Below are 15607 nucleotides of genomic sequence, written 5' to 3'. Positions count from 1 at the left end.
GGTGGCCCGGCCCGGGGCGCGGCGGCCCAATGCCGTGCCGGGGTGGCCGTCAGGCGGCCGCCGCAACGTGCTGCCGGGTGGCTTCGCGATGGGCGGACGCCGCACGTCCTGCGCGGCGACGACCGCGCTGATCGGCCTGCTGCCGCAGTCGCGCCGTGGTTTCCGGCGACGCGACCCCGGTCAGCAGTCCGTCTGCGAGAGCCTCGACGATGCGGCTGTCGATGCGGGACAGCCGCATGCGCAAGGCGTCGACGCTGACGCCATTCCTCGCGGCTATGGGCTCGATCGCCCGGCGACCGAGCCGCACGTCAATGTAGGGCTGCTCGTCCTCGGGGTCGAGGATCCCGAGGGTCACCGCGCGGCGGACCAGGAGGTCCGGATGCCCGTACGGCACCGGCGGGGTGCGGGAGCCGGCAACGAGGTGCTCAATGTCCTGCACCGGCAGGTACTCACGCTGCTGCAGCCGCAGGTCCCGCCCGGCTCGCCACGCCGCCTTGCACAGGCTCGCGTACGGCGCGGGTTTGGTCAGGTCCGCCCGGTCGCGAAGCGCGGTCAGGAACCCGGTCAGGATCTCGGCGTCGATATCCGCGGGGTCGCCGGTGTAGCCCTCGCACAGCTGCGCCGCGTATTGCTGCAGCGCCGGCATCGCCATGCCGACCGCGGCGACGACCCAGTGTGGCCCGTCGAGGCGGGCGCATCGGATCAGCTCCCGCCATACCTCGTCACGCGCCGTGTAGGCGCGGGGGTGGCGCAACAGCCAGTCCCGCAGCGCGGGCAGCGGCATCACCGCCTGTGGCAGACGCGCGTCGGAGAAGAATGCCGTGCAATTGAGAGCCAGCGGCGCGGGCTCGCAGGTCAGCGAGGCGTAGGCGGTCGCCGCCGCGTCGAGGGCGGATGCTGGCCAGTTCGTAGGGTCGGACGCGCTCATGTCAACACTCCTGTGACACCGAAGGGATGCGAATGCCGTCGCCGGCGTTGTCACGACGATCGGTGGCATCGATTGCGCCACAGAGGGCTCACAACGAACTGACAGAGCTGCCCAGGGCGCTGTCCGTCGCCCTCGACCCGGTGCTCTGTCGGTGGCCCCGTCCGCACGCGCGCCATCACCGCTGATCGTTGGCCGAGGGTCTGACAAAGGTCGGTTGACCTGCCCTGTGACACCCTGACAGAGCCTGTGGCAACGCGGTTCGAGGGTGTTAGCACGGGCTCAGGTCACGACCCGCTAGACGGCGCGGACGACCGCACAGGGGACCCGCCTGTTCTCCTGTGACAACCGGGTCGGCTCACGGCGCCCCTGTCACCCGCTCGCTGGGGACGAGCCCGCGCGGGCTGCGGACGTACCTGTGACAAGTCCCGGGCAGGTTGTCACCGCTCGACATTCCGACCCGGTGACAAGCGGCGCCGCGCCGATGACAACGGCAGGGGCACACACGACGCTCGGCGACGTCTCACAGGGCCGGTAGACGTCGGCGCCAGGGGCGTCTTTTCCGGTCGGCGCCGGCACCGTCAGTGCCTTCTGTCAGTGAGTCAGCGTCACTGACAGAAGTGAGTAGGGAGGACGTCGGTCCTGTCGAGGTAGGGCGCCTGCCGATGGATGCCGCCACGTCCCACGCACCAGACAGGACCACGAAAAGCGGGACAAGTCGATGCCGGGTCGCGCGCGGTGAGCGGCTGTGGGTTCGGCGAGTGTTCGCTGAGGCTCACAAAACCCGGTTTGGGGATGTCAGCGCTTCACGGCGCGGCGCGGAGCCGACAGCACATGAGCGAGCACACGCCGTACCCGCACCAGCCGGCCGAGCACAGCGAGCCGGCCGACTCCACCCTCATCGACGTGATCGCCGGCGACCCGCCGGTACCGATCACGGTCTGGCGCACCGCCCGTAGCGGCGCCGACCCGCACTTCAGCTTGCCCACCCGTCTGGCCTACCGCCTCGTCGCGGCCTACAGCCGGCCCAGGGAGGCGGTGGTCGACCTCACCACCGACCACGTCCTCGCACCGATCTGCGACCAAGGCGGTCGCCAGCACCACCGCGCCTGGTTCACCGACACCTCCAGTCTGATCATCGGACCCGCCACCGTCGGCTCGCCGGCGCCCACGACCGCAACCAACCCGTTCACCGCGCCCGGCGAGCCGAAGACCGGCGACGTGCAGGACCCGCCCGAGTTGGTCGACTGGTTCGGCGACGACCTCACCGACCCCGACCTGCCCGGTGCCGACGCCGCAGCCGTCAGGCCGCCCGACGACGGCCCGCTGGACGCCGCCACCAGCCTGCTGGTCGCCTGCTGGCCACTGCACGAGGCGGGCACGACGGCCCGGGTCCGCCTCGCCCGGCTCCTCGCCGCCGGCGGGCGGTTGCTGCGCCCCGGCGGCTGCCTCGTCCTCGTCGTCAGCGTCCCCGCCAGCAGGCAGCCCACGCCGGAGGACTTCGGCCCGCTTGTGGCCGCCGCCGCCGCGGCGGGACTGGGCTACCTGCAGCACATCGTCGCCGTCGAGGCCGACACCGACGGCGACCAGTTCGTCTACTACCACGGCACCGACGAGGAACTGCTCACCCTGGCCCACGCCAACCCCGAGCAGTGGTCGGTCGCCCACGTTCGGGTGCACGCCGACCTGATGGTCTTCATCCCACACCCGGCTCCTGCCGCCGGAGCGGGACGGCGCCGTGGTCGCGACGGCGGTGAGAGCCGTGCCTGAGCACACCACCGGACAGTTCGACCCCCAAAGGCCGGGCACCAACGGCCCCGCCGGCAACGAGGACTACCCGGGCCCGGCTGGCGAGTACGAAGACTGCCGCCACGTCGCAGCCGACGGCCTGTCCGTCTGGGCCACCGCCCAGTCGACCGGCCCCGTCCAACGCCGCGGCCGGTACCTGCCGGAATCGGTCAAGCATCCCGCCCGGATGCTGCCCGCGATCGCCGCCCACGCCATCGGCGCCTACACCGAGCCCGGCGATCTGGTCCTGGACCCGATGTGCGGCATCGGCACCACCCTGGTCGAGGCCGTCCACGCCGGCCGCGACGCCTTCGGCGTCGAATACGAGCCGCAATGGTCGAACATCGCTGACGCCAACATCCGCCACGCCCACGACCACGGCGCCAGCGGACGCGCATCCGTCATCCGCGGCGACGCGACCCGGCTGATGTCGCTGGTGCCGAAAGCCCTCAGCGGACAGGTGGCGCTCGTGGTCACCTCACCGCCGTACGGGCCGACCGTCCACGGCCTCGTCCGCCCCGGCGAGCACGGGGTCGTCAAGTACGACGACCGGTACAACGACGGCGAGGACAAGGGCAACCTCGCCTACCGCGACCTGACCGGTCTCACCGACGGCTTCGCTGAGATCCTGCGCGGCTGCACCACCCTGCTACGACCCGGCGGCACTGTCGTGGTCACCGCCCGCCCGTGGCGCAAACGCGGCGAGCTGGTCGACCTGCCCAGCGCCGTCATCGCCGCCGGGCTGCGCGCCGGACTCGTGCCGACCGAGCGGTGCGTCGCCCTCCTCGCCGCCGTCCGTGACGGGCAGCTCGTCGCCCGGCCGTCGTTCTTCCAACTCCAACAGGTCCGCAAGGCCCGCTCGTCCGGGGTGCCGATGCACCTCATCGCCCACGAAGACGTTCTGATCTTCACCAAGACGCGCACACCTGAGGGCGGATCCGGGGTGGTCGCGTGAGCCTTCCCACCCACCGCTACCTGTCCCTGGGCGCCGGCGTGCAGAGCTCCACACTCCTGCTGCTCGCCGCCCAGGGCACGATCCCCGGGTTCACCGCGGCGATCTTCGCCGACACTGGCTGGGAGCCGGCGGCGGTCTACCGGCACCTGGACGGCCTGACCGGCATCGCCGAACAGGCCGGTATCGAGGTGGTGCGAGTCAGCGCCGGTGACATCCGAGCTGACGCGCTCGACCCACGCCACCGGTTCGCCTCGATGCCCCTGTTCACCCTCGGCCCTCACGGTGAGCGGGGTATGGCCCGCCGGCAGTGCACCTCCGAATACAAGATCAAACCCATCAAGGCTGAAGTACGGCGGCGGCTGGGCTACCCACACCCGAGGCGCGTCCCGGCAGGGGTCCGAGCGGAGGTCGCGATCGGCATCAGCCTCGACGAGATCGGTCGAGCCCGCGACTCCGACGTCGCCTACATCCACAACGTGCACCCGCTGCTCGACATCGGCTGGCGACGCACCGACTGCCTACGCTTCCTTGCCGCGCACGGCCTCGCGGACACCCCGAAGTCGTCGTGCGTGGGCTGCCCGTTCCACGACGACGGCTTCTGGTTCGCCCTGCGCGAGCACAGCCCGCAGGAGTGGGCCGACGCTGTCGCCTTCGACCGGTCCATCCGCAACGGCTCCGCCCGGGCCACCGCCGACGGACACCCCTTGCGCGGCCAGTTCTTCCTGCACAGGCAGCGAGTGCCGCTCGACGAGGTGCGGCTGCGCCCCCGTCCGCAACCCGCGGACGTGCCTGGTTGTGGCCCCTGGTCCTGCCCGAACGGCGACCCGGTGACAGGCGACGCCGGGCGCGGGGAGGTGACGTGAGCAGTGCCCACACCACCGCCCCCCGCATCGGATCGCTGTGCACCGGCTACGGCGGCCTCGACCTGGCCGTCGAGCTGGTGCTCGGCGGCCAGCTGCACTGGTACGCCGAAACCGACCGGCACGCCCGCACCGTCTGCGCCCGCCACTGGCCCGGAGTGCCCAACCTCGGCGACATCCGCACCATCGACTGGACCCGCGTCGAGCCCATCGACGTCCTCACCGCCGGGTTCCCGTGCCAGGACATCTCCAACGCCGGCAAACGTGCCGGCATCACCGGAGAGCACTCCAGCCTGTGGAGCGCCATCGCCGACGCCGTTCGCGTCCTTCGACCGCCGCTCGTGTTCGTGGAAAACGTCGCCGCCCTCCTGCGGCGAGGATTCGACGTCGTCGAAGCTGACCTGGCCACGGTCGGGTACGACACGAGCTGGCTATGCCTACGCGCGTCCGACACCGGCGCCGCCCACCGCCGCGACCGGCTGTTCCTGCTGGCCACACCCACATCACACCCGAGAGGGGATGCGGACGCTGCCGACACCGTGCGCCCGTGACGGCAAAGGACCCGGCCACCAGCACGGCCTACCCGACCTCATCGAACCGTCGGGCTCCACGCACGGCTTCCTACCCACCACCGCGGAGCGCACCGTTCAGCACGCGCACACCGACGCCGAACGTTTGCTGCCCACACCGAGAGCGAGTGACACCGGCACGCCCGGACGACGCGCGGGCGCCGGGTTCCGGCCCCCGCTATCTCAGGTGCTGCTGCCCACCCCCAGGGCCACCGATGGCGAGAAGGGCTGCCCAGGGCAGCGCGGCTCGCACGGAGACCTCACCCTCCCCTCCGCGGCGGTGCGGGTCCCGGCCCGGATCCTGCCCACCCCGCGCGCGTCCGACGGGCGCGGCCCCGGACACCACGGCGACGGCGGCCCGGACCTGCGCACTACCATCGCCGCACTCGGGCAGCCCGACGAGCAGCGGTGGGGCGGCTATGCCCCTGCGGTCGCCCGCTGGGAGTTGCTGCTCGGCCGCCCCGCGCCCGAACCCACGCAAACCGGCCGGCACGGCAAGCCGGTCCTCGCGCCGCCGTTCGTGGAGTGGCTCATGGGCCTGCCCGAGCACTGGGTTACCGACCCCACCCTCGGGTTGCCCCGCACCGCCGCACTGCGGGTCCTCGGCAACGGCGTCGTCCCCGCCCAAGCGGCGACTGCCCTGCGACTTCTGCTCTGCCAGCACACCTAGCCTCTGCCAGCCGGCGGTGGCTCGTCGCGGCGCACCCACACCGTCCGCGACGAGCCACCACCCCGATCTTCAACAGCCAGAACCTCCGACGTTCGGGAGTCGACCGATGCCTGCCAACCAGCCCCGCGCCCGACGCCGACCACCACCGGCCGCCCCCACCCCTCACGAGACAACAGTGGGCCACGACGAGCAGGACCCGCGGCTTTACACGCCGGCCGAAGCTGCCGCCCGACTCCGCGTGCCGGAGTCATGGCTGCGCCGCCGCGCCGGCCGTCGCCAGATCCCTTGCACCTTCCTCGGCAAGCACCTGCGCTTTTCAGCCGCCGACCTCGCCGCCATCATCGCCGCCGCCGCGCAAGTCCCCACTCGCCGGCGTACTACCCGACGCCACCGACGCCCCACCGGCGACTTGCCCCGCCCCGGCAGTCACGCGTCAATCACCACCCCCGACACCAACCGGACGGAGACCACACCATGGCCTGGGTAGAGAAGCGCGGCACCCGATTCCGCGTGCGCCTGCGCATGCCCGACGGAACCGTCACCACTGACTCATCCCACGACCTGCGCGCCGACGCCGTCATCCGCGCCAAGGAGATCGACGTCGAAGCGGCCCGTGACACCTACATCGACCCCCGCGCCGGACGCATCCCCCTCGCCGAATGGGTTCCGATCTGGGAAACGACCCACCAAGCGGGCCCCGCGACCTGGGCCGCCTACCGCAGTCACCTCCGGCTGCACATCCTGCCCGCCCTCGGCCCGCTGCCGCTGATCGACATCCGCCGACAACACGTCAAAACCCTCGCCGTCGCCCTCGGCAAGCGCCTCTCGCCACGATCCGTCGCCGACGTGATGATGGTTCTGTCGATGGTCCTGCAAGAAGCCGTCGAAGACCGACGCCTACCCTTCAACCCCTGCCGGGGAATCCGCATCCCCAAAGGCATCCGCGGTGAGCGACCGCATGCCACCGCCGAGCAGGTCGCCGCGATCGTCGCCCGCCAAGCCCGCCCCAGCGACGGGCTGCTCATCCTCACCGCCGCCTACACCGGCATGCGGTGGGGAGAACTCACCGGACTCACCCGCGACAACGTCGACCTCACCACCGGCAGCATCCACGTCCACCCCGACGTCGGCGCCCTGCACGAAGTCGAAGGCAAGCTGTTCCTCGGCCCACCCAAGACCAACGACTCGGTGCGCCACATCCGGCTGCCCCGCTTCCTGACCACCCTCCTCGCCGTCCACCTCGCCGAACAACCCCACGACATCGTCTTCCCCGGAGCCCGCGGCCACCACCAGCGGCGCTCCAACTTCAACCGCCGGGCCTGGACACCCGCCGTCGCCGGCAACCCTCAACGAGGCACCCCGCCGGTCCTGCCCGGCATGCACTTCCACGACCTGCGCCACACCCACAAGACATGGCTCATCGAGGACGGCATCCCCGAGATCACCCAAGCCCGCCGCCTCGGTCACCGCCTGCCCGGTGTACGGGGGATCTACAGCCACGTCACCGAGCCAATGATCACCACCGTCGTCGACGCGCTGCAACGTCGATGGGAAACCACCCAGCCCGACCATGCCAGCGATACCGTCCGACGACTGCGCGTGGTCGCCTAACGAACAGGGGAGTATGAGAGTCATGCCTCAGGCCTTCGTCGCGGAACCTCCGTGCGCGGTGTGCGGGCGCCCGGCAGCCCACATCGAACTCGTCGCACCCGCCTCCCAACCGGTGGATTGGCAGCGCCTGTCACCGCCGCAGCGCGACGCCTACACCGCCGCCCGACAGCGCCACAGCGGCCAGCAATGGTGGCTGCTGTTCTCCGGGATCGTGGCGGGCAACGGATCCGGCCGACCGGTGGATCCGGCAGAGGCACAACGAATCGCTGACGCCTTTACCCAGCCGTACCGGTACGCCGCCGTGACCTCCGCGGGTTTCTACGACGACGCCGGATTCTGCGGCCAGTGCGACGCCCCGTACTGCTACCACCACTGGAACGTCTCCAGCACTGGCTACGGACGATGCCCGCGAGGCCACGGCAGAAGCCTCGATCCACACTGGTGGCCCGATGGTCTATGAAGCCAAGAATCCGCACTCCGGCTGCGGGCAGCGCTGGCCCGGCAAGACAATCGGCAATGACAGCCTTAAGAGTGCTGGATCCGCAGCGGATGTCGACTTGCTCGCGACGGCCGAACAGTCGGGTGCGCTGTCCTCGCCCTGCTGGCTCACCTGCGTCGCATGATCGCGTGTAGCATCCTGCCGCTCCCAACCTCCGTCACATTAATGAGTTCCCACCCCATGTGGCTGAGGTAGTCGGCGGCGGCGAGTGCCTGGGTGATGCTGTCCCCGCCAGCGGCGTAGGCGGCCACGGCGAGGTGCCGGTGAGGGTAGGCGCGGAGATCGACCAGCTGCTGCAAAACTGCCGCCGCGGTGATGGCGCGGGAGCGAGCGACAGATTCAATGGTCTCGCGGGGCATGCCTCGACGATAACGCTAACTAGCACGGGCGATCGCTGGGCAGCTGACGGTATGGTCAACAGCGTGGAAGCTCGGTCCCGGAGAAAGGCGCTGGTGGTCGGCCTTCTGGTAACGCTCGCGGCTACCGGAGGGTGTGACGACGGCGGATCGGCAAGGCCCCGCGCCGTCACCACCTCACCGATCGTTGGTGCCCCCGCCACGAGCAGCCCACCGCCCGCCGTTGACTCCTTGTACGACGCCACCAACCTCGACCTGTGCCGGCGCGTCGACCTGGCGCCCCTGGCGGACCTATCGGTGAAGGTCGCTCGTACCGATCCGAAACCGCCGCTGGCGCGACAGGGCTCGTCGTGCCTGTTCGAGATGCGCACCGCCGACGACCACCAGGCCAACCTGCTAGTGGAAGCCTCCTCATTGACGAGCGCCGAGGAGGCCGGACGCCTCTACACGGCGACCCAGCAGGTGACAGGCATGACGGCGGACGGCCCCGTCGCCGACGTCGGCGAGGAAGCCGAGGGGTTCGTCAAGCGATCGGACCCGGGCTTCAAGTACACCGAGTACATGGTCCACGCCCGGGGCGCCAACCTGGTGGTGAAGGTCTGGCTCGCGGTAGGCGGTGATTCCTACCTGCCTAAGCAGGTACTCGCCGCGAAAGCGCTGGCGATCCTCAAGGCGACCTACACCGCCGTGCCGCACGCCTGATGACAGGCGCTACCCGCGGACAGCTTCGGGCCAACGGCCGCCGGGAAGCTTGGAGTAGTCACCGACCTGCGTCGCGATGTCCCGGACGTTACCCAACGCGTCGACGAAACGTTCCCCGATCCGCAAGAGGGTGTCCATCCCCGCGGTGACGATATCGCCGACAGACTTGGCCAACGCGTCGATGGCCCAGGGAATGTTAATGACCGTCGTGGCGTCGACGGCGGCCTGGGTGAACTTACCCGCCAGATTGGTGACGACCGTCGCTAGCTCGACCGCGTAGTCAACGTTGGCCCTAGCGATCTTGAACAGCCACTGACTGATGAACTCCGCCTTGAGAACGGACTCGTCGACCGCCGCCCGCTGCTTGGCAGCCTTGTCGGCGTAGGCGCGGGCCGCGTCGCCGGTCCACTTGACCAGGTTCTGGTCGATTGGCTCGCTGATCGCGAACGACAGCTGGGAAACGGGTGTCTTCACCTCGGTGACCCACCGGAAGCTCATCGAAATGAGCGACAGCACCGGCAGTTGGTGTTCCAACGCGTGATCAACACGCTCCATGACCTCCCGCAGGCCGCGACGCGCGGCGTCAATGTTGTGTTTGATCCACAGCAGCGCCGCCGGGCCGATGAGCCACGCCCACTCCTTGACCTGCGAGACGACGTCGTTGAACCCCTTCACGGCAAGGTCCACGCCGACGCGGATCTGGTCGAAGGCCTTGTTGAACGGCTCGCCGTATTCGAGGTCCGGCGGTGCGGGCTGCATCAGCTTAAGTGTCCTTCCTGGTCGTAACGTGCGTGCCTAGGCTCTGTAGATCGTGTTGAGGTCCAGCGAGATCACCTCATCGGCCCGGTCGTAGGCGTCGGCGACGCGGCGAAGGGCTTCACCGACCTGCTCAAACTCCGTCGCCGCCCCGGCGAGGATCGCGACCATGAAGGTGTGGAAGTCGCGGTACGCGGCTGAGTGGACGTCGGCGTTGGCGTCGCCGATGTAGAAGGCGGAGGCGTCCAAGGTCAGCCCTTCGGCGGCGCTCTTGACGGCGGAAGCGCTGTCGGACAGCTGCAACCATTTGCCGCCCTCGGTACGCAACGCGTCGGTGATGACGTTTAGCTCATCCACCTGGCCACCCCTCAAGGTCGTGTTGATCTGCCCGTGCCAGGTCGAAGGCGCGAAGGACGGATTGGGCTTCGAACTGCAGCTGACCGGCGTCGGCACGGGCGATCCGTGCCGTGTCGCCGGTGATATCGACAATGCTGTTCGCGCGAATCCGCAACGTCAGACAACCGTTGGGGCTAGTCATGGCCTGCTCGACCGGGGAAACGCGCAGTTGTGCCACCCGATCCAGTTCCGCGTCGAGGCCCTGCAGCGCGCGCCAGGTCGCCCGCGACCACACGTCCTCATCGAGCTCCGGCGACGCCTGCACCGCTGTCGGTCGTGGCGGTGTCGGCGGAGCCTGCCCCTGCTGAAGTTCCGTCAAGGCGGCCTGTTCCAGTGCGGCGCCGACGGCAGCACTGTAGGCCTCGAACAGCGCGGCCGGGAACCGAGCCACGCCAACCTCGCCGCGCCACTCACGGCCAACCGTGACGGTGTCCACGCGGCGGTGCGTGTCGATGACCACGAAGACCGATCCGGTCGCATCAGATCCACGGAAACCACCCGTGCGGGAGAGATCCCCGCTCTCCCGCAGTAGCTGTCCGACCTGTCGCTGAAGCGCGGCCTCGTCACCGAGGAAATCAAGGCTTGCTAGCGACAGGCGTGGGTCGCGTCTGTCGTTCATTCGTGCCTCGGTTCCTCACGTCAATCAACGAGTGGCCATCGGGCTGATCACCTGAAGGCAGGACTACCGTACGTGAAACCTTGTCAACTCGCAGTACCCGTGCCCGCCCGTCGATGCGACGCCGTCATCGGGCGATCTGGCCGAAAACGCGGATCGGGCACCTTGCCGATGCCTACGCCTTCGGGCGCAAGACCCACCGCCCTCTTTAGGGACGAGTACTGACTGCAGATACACGCGCGGTAGCCCGTCCTCGGTAGCGGGAGAGGAGTTCGGCGGCGGCTTCGGCTTTGGCGCGTTCGACGTCTAGTTCGACGATGACCGAGGTGTAGACGTCGTTCATGACGGCCGAGGAGTGGCCGAGTAGTTCCTACTCGTCGCCCCCGTGATGTGCTCCACCGGCGACGGAAGTAACGGCTCACCACGAAAGGCTTCAGTCCTGGCTTGGCCATGCCGTCTTCGAGCGTTGGGACTGAGCCGCCGAGCTCAATGCTCGCCAGGACCGAGGAACAGCTCGGCCAGCCGGGGTAGCCGCCTCCGCATCTCGTCCTCGTTGTCGAAGTCGAAGTCCTCACCCATGTCGGGCTCGCGGGCCTCGTCGATGCCATTCGCAGTGTGCTGGCGGGCCTTCATCGCTTCGTAGAAGGCGTCGTCGTCACCACCTGTGACCTGCTCGTAGGCCTCGCTGGCTACGTAGTTCACCGACTCGGCGAACAGCGCGCCGTCGTCGTCCTCGGCCGCCGCTTGTCGTACCGCGGGATGGTCAGCCAGTCCGTCGGGCGAGGCCAGGACGCGCTCGTACCACTCGCGCCCCAGCGCGATGACTCCCGCCCGGAAATCTATGAAGCTGTCGTCCGAGCATCCACCGCCGATCAGGTACGAAGCCGCCCACACGTCCCACCGGTAGAGCGCGTCATGGAGCTGATCGAACAGTTCCTGGAACTCGAGGATGCCCTCCGATGATGTAGCGGCCAAACGCCTCACCACTGCCGCGGCAACGGCCTCACCGTCGTCGCCGGTCCGCCCCTCGAGACCCGCCCCGCCCGACCTCACGACCGCCCAAAACTCCTCAACGTCCACGGCGCGAGAGTCTCCCACGACCAACTGACACAACTCGTTCCGTGCAACCCAGGCACCAGTCGCGAGTAGCCGCTCAAGCCGTCCTGACCCTGAGCATGCGTCGATGGCGCGAGCCGGTCGTTACAAAAAGCGGCTGTCTCGGCAGGCGTAGGGGTAGCGGCGCAGACCGCCAGCGCTGCAGACCTCCCATCTGTCAACGGGGTGATGGGAGGATGACGACCGGATCGCTGATGGCCCGCGCTGGTGGACGTTGGGCATCATGGCCGGCATGGACGTCGAGGAACTGATCGCGCGCCATCCGCAGGTCTTCCACACGATGTCGGCGACCGCTTGGCCATCGGTGCAACGACACGGCCTGCTGTCCACGCAGCAACTGATCGATCTGTTCGGCCTCGACGGTAGTGAGCGTGAGCGACTCTTGAGCGCACCACGCAAGCAGTCCACCGTTCTGCGCGCGCCCGGCCTGCTGCCGGCCGTGATCCGCGATCAGAAGCCGATGAAATTCATCGCCGAGAAGATCGATCCTGACTCCTCGCTGGCCGAGTACCTCGCCGCCATCAACTCTCGGGTTTTCTTCTGGGACAGCGCCGAGCGACTGGACCGGCTGCGTCAAGCCAAGGAGTACCGAACGGAGGACCAAGTCGTCCTGCACGTCGACACCCGCGCCCTCGTCGAGCGATACGGCCCACGAATCGAACTCTGCCGGCTCAACTCTGGCGCGGTGACGCAGAAGAACCACCCCTTGCGAGGACACCGATCCTGGGTGCCGATCGCCGACTACCCCTACGACGAGTACCGCCGCCGGTTCGGCCGCGAGGGCGCCCTGGCCGAGGTCACCGTCCTGGATGCCATCCCTGACATCCTCGACCTGACCAACAAGATCGAAGGCATTATCGACTGAGCCCCCTCCCTTCGTGGCCAAGGGATGGCGATGCTCTCGGGAATGGGCCCTGACGGGCGCGCGCTGGACTAGCGGGACAACTGGAGATCGCCTTGCAATCCCTGCCTCACCAGACGGCTCGCGAGCGCCGTCGCCTCATCGACCCTACTGGTCGGATCATGCTGACGCGGCGTACGCCCGGCGGTCGGCCGGGTTCTGGGGCCGTGACGATCAGACGGGGCCTCGGAGTGTTCTGTGGTGGTCTGGCTCATCCGCCGCTGTACGAAGCCGAGTACTGAGCCGGCATCCTGTGGCCTGTCTTCGAGCCAGGATGGACGTAGTCGACCAGGGGTACGACGCGGTCACAGGTGCCGTAGTTCCACGCTTCGTCGCCCACTCGCAGTGCGCAGTCGCCGCGCCCGGGAGTGCAGACCGAATCTGGACAGGGCTGAGGGCTTTGAACTGTTTCGGTGCGGCGAGTGGTCGGTGTGACCTCTCAGAACGAACTGAGGTCGCCAAGGGGCTGATCGATATCTGTCTCCATGTGCCTCGTCGAGGCGGTGTCAGCCGCCCTGACATCTGGAGCATCACTCCTACCGGCAAAGCGTTAACCAGGGCCCTTTGCTCCTTGACGTCTCGCCAGGCACGCAGGCGTCAACGACCTTTGTGGCGCACTGCTGAGCCGCTGGTGTTACGCCCACCGACCTTTTGCTGGCGCTCAGTGATCGGAATGGTGATCACCACGGCGGCGGCGCAGATCGGGCAGCCGTGGCCTTTGGTCGCTCGGCGGGTGGTAGCTTACCGACCCCTTCGTCGACGAGAAACGAGATTTCGCGTGATCGACTCCCAGACCGAGACCGGCTCCTCTGCCGGCTCGAAGCTTCCGCGTCGGTGGGTTGGGGTGGCAGTGGCATCCGTCGTGCTGCTGGCCCTGTTGGGCGGTGGAGCCGCTTATTGGCAGTTGGCCGACCGTGGGGATGAGGATCCGGGGCTGACGGGGTGCCGGTCGGCTGGGGTGTTGGTTCGGGCAGGGCAAGGGGACATTGTGCCGGCCGATGAGGTTCAGCGGGTGGGTGCCTTGTTCGAACGCTCGGCTCACGATGACTTGAAGTCCGCTGGTGTGTTTGCGGCGGGGATGGTGCAGCGGGTGCAAGACCCTCGCAACACCGGCCCCGGAGTTGACCTTTACCGCGCCGAGTTGGGTCGAGCTATTCCCCGCATGGCCTCTGCCTGCGACAGCCACGACGTGAGGGTCAAGGCATAGTTCGGTCGGCGATTGGTTGACGCCGGATCATCGCTTGGTCGGACCCGATACCCCCAGTGTCGTAGGACCTGGGCGACCTTTGCGGCGCCGGCCGAATTGGCGGAGTGGACGTTGATGACGCCGACGTCAAAGGGGCACTTGTCGAAGGTAGCCCGTTCCAGAACCTCCACGACCGGCCAGACCGTGTCGTCCCCGCCCAGGTCGTGGTCCAGCCACAGCTGGTCCAGGCACCGGTCCCGGTACTGATCGAGAAGTTCAATTCCCGCGGCGCTGGTGCGCGCCACCTCGGCGCTACGGCCATCCGCGAACGAACGGGGGGGGGTCACCGACCAGGAGGATTGTTCGGCGGGCATCGACGCGATGATGATGCCTGGCACCGTCACGATCTGACACGCGTATTTGCCGCGATCCGCGCGGCACGCAGCGTGACGGCTGGAGCTGCCGCTCCCCATTCCGAACTGCCGATGAGCGGGTAGGACATCATGCTCGATGATCCGGTGCGGGCATAGGAGGCGTCACTGTTCGGGTGCTGAGCTGAACTTGCGTGTATCGCCACGTGCCAGTACTTCTTTGATCATCGGGCGGGTGTAGGCCTTCTCCGGATCCTCCGAAGCATCGCCGCCGTGGTAATACTCGCCTTCGTCGAACGCCCCGAACACGTCAAGAATAACCTCGGGTAGCGCCGTGTCCAAGGTGGCCGTGTGGTGAGCATAAAACCAGTTGACAATCTCGTCGCACGTCCCAAACGGCAAGCGGCCCTTGTCATAGCGGGTGGCCAGTTCCATGGCCAGACCATCCAGGAAGGCGTCGTAGTCGAGCCGGGTCCACGCCGTCCATCGTTCGATATCCTCTGTTCCCGTGATAATTTCCTCGCCGCGCGCGTCCCGGCTGACGAGCTCTGTCAGCACCTCGCTCATCCGCATACGGAATTCCACCACGTACGCGACCGCCCGACGACTCTCTTGTCGATCATCCAGTAGCTCCCTGCCTCGAGTACCGGTGAGCGGCAGAGGCCATGCACGCTTCTGCCGCCATCCGCACAGAGGCGAACGTCTGCTGGTGACTCAAAGTGTGCAGGGACCCAGTGCCGGCGGCGGCGCAGCAGTCGGGAGGTGAGTGTCCCTCGCAGCGTGGGGCCCCGGAGCTATTCAAGGGGTGGAATCAGCGGCCGTCGGTACTCGGTGCTGCGGCTGCTGCCGAAGTCCGCAGAATCGGCGCGGGCGAGCAGAGCGTCGACCTCGTTGGCGGTCAGGAAGGACGCCGTGGTGTGCCGGCCGAAGAGCGCCGGACAAACCCGGCGCTGGCCGTATCTGGAACGCGCGGAAAGGGCGCGGGAGCCTGTCCGCTCCCGGGCCCTGACCGTCAGCGTGCGCCTCGGCTGGCCGTCACGTGGCCTTCACGAAGGACTGTGCGGCCGATCCGTTGCAGTCCCAGATCTGTAGTCGCGCGCCGTCCGCTGTCGAGCCTTGCGGGGAGTCCAGGCACCTGTTGGAGTTCGGGTTGCGCAACCGGTTACCTTCCTGGACCCAGTTCTGTGCGCCGCCGCCGTTGCAGTCCCAGAGCTGCACCCTCGTGCCGTTGGCCGTACCCGCGCCGGTGACGTCGAGGTATTCGGCCACTAGAGCACCTCCAACAGTCGCACGAATCAGAGACCTCCGATACGTCCCGGCGTGTACTGCG

19 protein-coding genes are annotated in these 15607 nt (G+C 68.3%); 10 read left to right on the top strand and 9 right to left on the bottom strand.

Annotated elements, in window-relative coordinates:
* Positions 1-49: 49 nt before the first annotated feature.
* A complete protein-coding gene (locus AB0B48_RS25540; RefSeq protein ID WP_357205882.1) occupies positions 50-928 on the bottom strand; it encodes a hypothetical protein in 879 nt (292 codons plus the stop codon).
* Positions 929-1759: 831 nt separating this feature from the next.
* Between AB0B48_RS25540 and AB0B48_RS25535 the strand changes: the two genes are divergently transcribed.
* The 8 genes from AB0B48_RS25535 to AB0B48_RS25500 all read left to right on the top strand — a co-directional run bounded on the left by AB0B48_RS25535 (position 1760) and on the right by AB0B48_RS25500 (position 7838).
* The gene (locus tag AB0B48_RS25535) at positions 1760-2695 is read left to right on the top strand and encodes a hypothetical protein (RefSeq protein WP_357205880.1); all 936 of its coding nucleotides are present in this window, start codon (positions 1760-1762) and stop codon (positions 2693-2695) included.
* Positions 2679-3668 (top strand): DNA methyltransferase, encoded by a 990-nt coding sequence (locus AB0B48_RS25530; RefSeq protein ID WP_357205877.1) that lies wholly within the window; start codon positions 2679-2681, stop codon positions 3666-3668. The genes AB0B48_RS25535 and AB0B48_RS25530 overlap by 17 nt, the downstream gene beginning before the upstream one ends.
* The gene (locus AB0B48_RS25525; protein WP_357205874.1) at positions 3665-4531 is read left to right on the top strand and encodes a hypothetical protein; all 867 of its coding nucleotides are present in this window, start codon (positions 3665-3667) and stop codon (positions 4529-4531) included. The genes AB0B48_RS25530 and AB0B48_RS25525 overlap by 4 nt, the downstream gene beginning before the upstream one ends.
* Positions 4528-5079, top strand: a complete 552-nt coding sequence (locus AB0B48_RS25520) for a DNA cytosine methyltransferase (protein ID WP_357205872.1) — start codon at positions 4528-4530, stop codon at positions 5077-5079. Before AB0B48_RS25525 ends, AB0B48_RS25520 begins: the two co-directional genes overlap by 4 nt.
* Positions 5080-5284: 205 nt before the next feature.
* Complete coding sequence (locus AB0B48_RS25515) at positions 5285-5767, top strand: hypothetical protein (RefSeq protein WP_357205869.1); 483 nt, start codon at positions 5285-5287, stop codon at positions 5765-5767.
* Between the two features lie 106 nt (positions 5768-5873).
* Positions 5874-6254, top strand: coding sequence for a helix-turn-helix domain-containing protein (locus AB0B48_RS25510; protein WP_357205867.1), 381 nt, complete (start codon positions 5874-5876; stop codon positions 6252-6254).
* Complete coding sequence (locus AB0B48_RS25505) at positions 6242-7378, top strand: tyrosine-type recombinase/integrase (RefSeq protein WP_357205864.1); 1137 nt, start codon at positions 6242-6244, stop codon at positions 7376-7378. The genes AB0B48_RS25510 and AB0B48_RS25505 overlap by 13 nt, the downstream gene beginning before the upstream one ends.
* A gap of 112 nt (positions 7379-7490) precedes the next feature.
* Positions 7491-7838, top strand: coding sequence for a hypothetical protein (locus AB0B48_RS25500; protein ID WP_357205861.1), 348 nt, complete (start codon positions 7491-7493; stop codon positions 7836-7838).
* Positions 7839-7984: 146 nt separating this feature from the next.
* Here AB0B48_RS25500 and AB0B48_RS25495 read toward each other — a convergent pair whose 3' ends face one another.
* Positions 7985-8236 carry a transcriptional regulator gene (locus AB0B48_RS25495; protein ID WP_357205858.1) on the bottom strand — a complete coding sequence of 84 codons (252 nt, stop codon included), beginning with the start codon at positions 8234-8236 and terminating at the stop codon, positions 7985-7987.
* 228 nt (positions 8237-8464) lie between these two features.
* Between AB0B48_RS25495 and AB0B48_RS25490 the strand changes: the two genes are divergently transcribed.
* Positions 8465-8935 carry a hypothetical protein gene (locus AB0B48_RS25490; protein ID WP_357205855.1) on the top strand — a complete coding sequence of 157 codons (471 nt, stop codon included), beginning with the start codon at positions 8465-8467 and terminating at the stop codon, positions 8933-8935.
* A 9-nt stretch (positions 8936-8944) separates the two neighbouring features.
* On the opposite strand, the gene AB0B48_RS25485 is transcribed toward AB0B48_RS25490, so the two are convergent.
* The 4 genes from AB0B48_RS25485 to AB0B48_RS25470 all read right to left on the bottom strand — a co-directional run bounded on the left by AB0B48_RS25485 (position 8945) and on the right by AB0B48_RS25470 (position 11783).
* Entirely contained in the window at positions 8945-9694 is a 750-nt protein-coding gene (locus tag AB0B48_RS25485; protein WP_357205853.1) for a hypothetical protein, read from the bottom strand.
* A 36-nt stretch (positions 9695-9730) separates the two neighbouring features.
* Entirely contained in the window at positions 9731-10048 is a 318-nt protein-coding gene (locus AB0B48_RS25480; protein WP_357205850.1) for a hypothetical protein, read from the bottom strand.
* Entirely contained in the window at positions 10041-10706 is a 666-nt protein-coding gene (locus tag AB0B48_RS25475) for a hypothetical protein (RefSeq protein ID WP_357205847.1), read from the bottom strand. The genes AB0B48_RS25480 and AB0B48_RS25475 overlap by 8 nt, the downstream gene beginning before the upstream one ends.
* A gap of 483 nt (positions 10707-11189) precedes the next feature.
* Entirely contained in the window at positions 11190-11783 is a 594-nt protein-coding gene (locus AB0B48_RS25470; protein WP_357205844.1) for a DUF4240 domain-containing protein, read from the bottom strand.
* A gap of 268 nt (positions 11784-12051) precedes the next feature.
* On the opposite strand from AB0B48_RS25470, the gene AB0B48_RS25465 reads away from it, so the two are divergent.
* On the top strand, positions 12052-12684 hold the full coding sequence (locus tag AB0B48_RS25465) for a hypothetical protein (protein WP_357205841.1): 633 nt from the start codon (positions 12052-12054) through the stop codon (positions 12682-12684).
* A gap of 1164 nt (positions 12685-13848) precedes the next feature.
* Here the strand turns inward: AB0B48_RS25465 and AB0B48_RS25460 are convergent.
* The 3 genes from AB0B48_RS25460 to AB0B48_RS25450 form a co-directional block, all read right to left on the bottom strand.
* On the bottom strand, positions 13849-14280 hold the full coding sequence (locus tag AB0B48_RS25460) for a cyclic-phosphate processing receiver domain-containing protein (protein ID WP_357205885.1): 432 nt from the start codon (positions 14278-14280) through the stop codon (positions 13849-13851).
* A 162-nt stretch (positions 14281-14442) separates the two neighbouring features.
* Positions 14443-14844, bottom strand: a complete 402-nt coding sequence (locus AB0B48_RS25455; protein ID WP_357205838.1) for a hypothetical protein — start codon at positions 14842-14844, stop codon at positions 14443-14445.
* Positions 14845-15312: 468 nt separating this feature from the next.
* Entirely contained in the window at positions 15313-15546 is a 234-nt protein-coding gene (locus tag AB0B48_RS25450) for an RICIN domain-containing protein (RefSeq protein ID WP_357205835.1), read from the bottom strand.
* Between the last annotated feature and the right edge of the window lie 61 nt (positions 15547-15607).

This window comes from Micromonospora sp. NPDC049089, assembly GCF_040648775.1.
Classification (GTDB): domain Bacteria; phylum Actinomycetota; class Actinomycetes; order Mycobacteriales; family Micromonosporaceae; genus Micromonospora.
This window is presented reverse-complemented; position numbering and strand designations above follow the sequence as displayed.

Bases quoted from the DNA above. Each gene is read 5' to 3' on its own strand.
- AB0B48_RS25540 (WP_357205882.1), bottom strand. From the start codon at position 928: ATGAGCGCGTCCGACCCTACGAACTGGCCAGCATCCGCCCTCGACGCG.
- AB0B48_RS25535 (WP_357205880.1), top strand. From the start codon at position 1,760: ATGAGCGAGCACACGCCGTACCCGCACCAGCCGGCCGAGCACAGCGAG.
- AB0B48_RS25510 (WP_357205867.1), top strand. From the start codon at position 5,874: ATGCCTGCCAACCAGCCCCGCGCCCGACGCCGACCACCACCGGCCGCC.
- AB0B48_RS25505 (WP_357205864.1), top strand. From the start codon at position 6,242: ATGGCCTGGGTAGAGAAGCGCGGCACCCGATTCCGCGTGCGCCTGCGC.
- AB0B48_RS25495 (WP_357205858.1), bottom strand. From the start codon at position 8,236: ATGCCCCGCGAGACCATTGAATCTGTCGCTCGCTCCCGCGCCATCACC.
- AB0B48_RS25485 (WP_357205853.1), bottom strand. From the start codon at position 9,694: ATGCAGCCCGCACCGCCGGACCTCGAATACGGCGAGCCGTTCAACAAG.
- AB0B48_RS25475 (WP_357205847.1), bottom strand. From the start codon at position 10,706: ATGAACGACAGACGCGACCCACGCCTGTCGCTAGCAAGCCTTGATTTC.
- AB0B48_RS25465 (WP_357205841.1), top strand. From the start codon at position 12,052: ATGGACGTCGAGGAACTGATCGCGCGCCATCCGCAGGTCTTCCACACG.
- AB0B48_RS25460 (WP_357205885.1), bottom strand. From the start codon at position 14,280: ATGCCCGCCGAACAATCCTCCTGGTCGGTGACCCCCCCCCGTTCGTTC.
- AB0B48_RS25455 (WP_357205838.1), bottom strand. From the start codon at position 14,844: ATGAGCGAGGTGCTGACAGAGCTCGTCAGCCGGGACGCGCGCGGCGAG.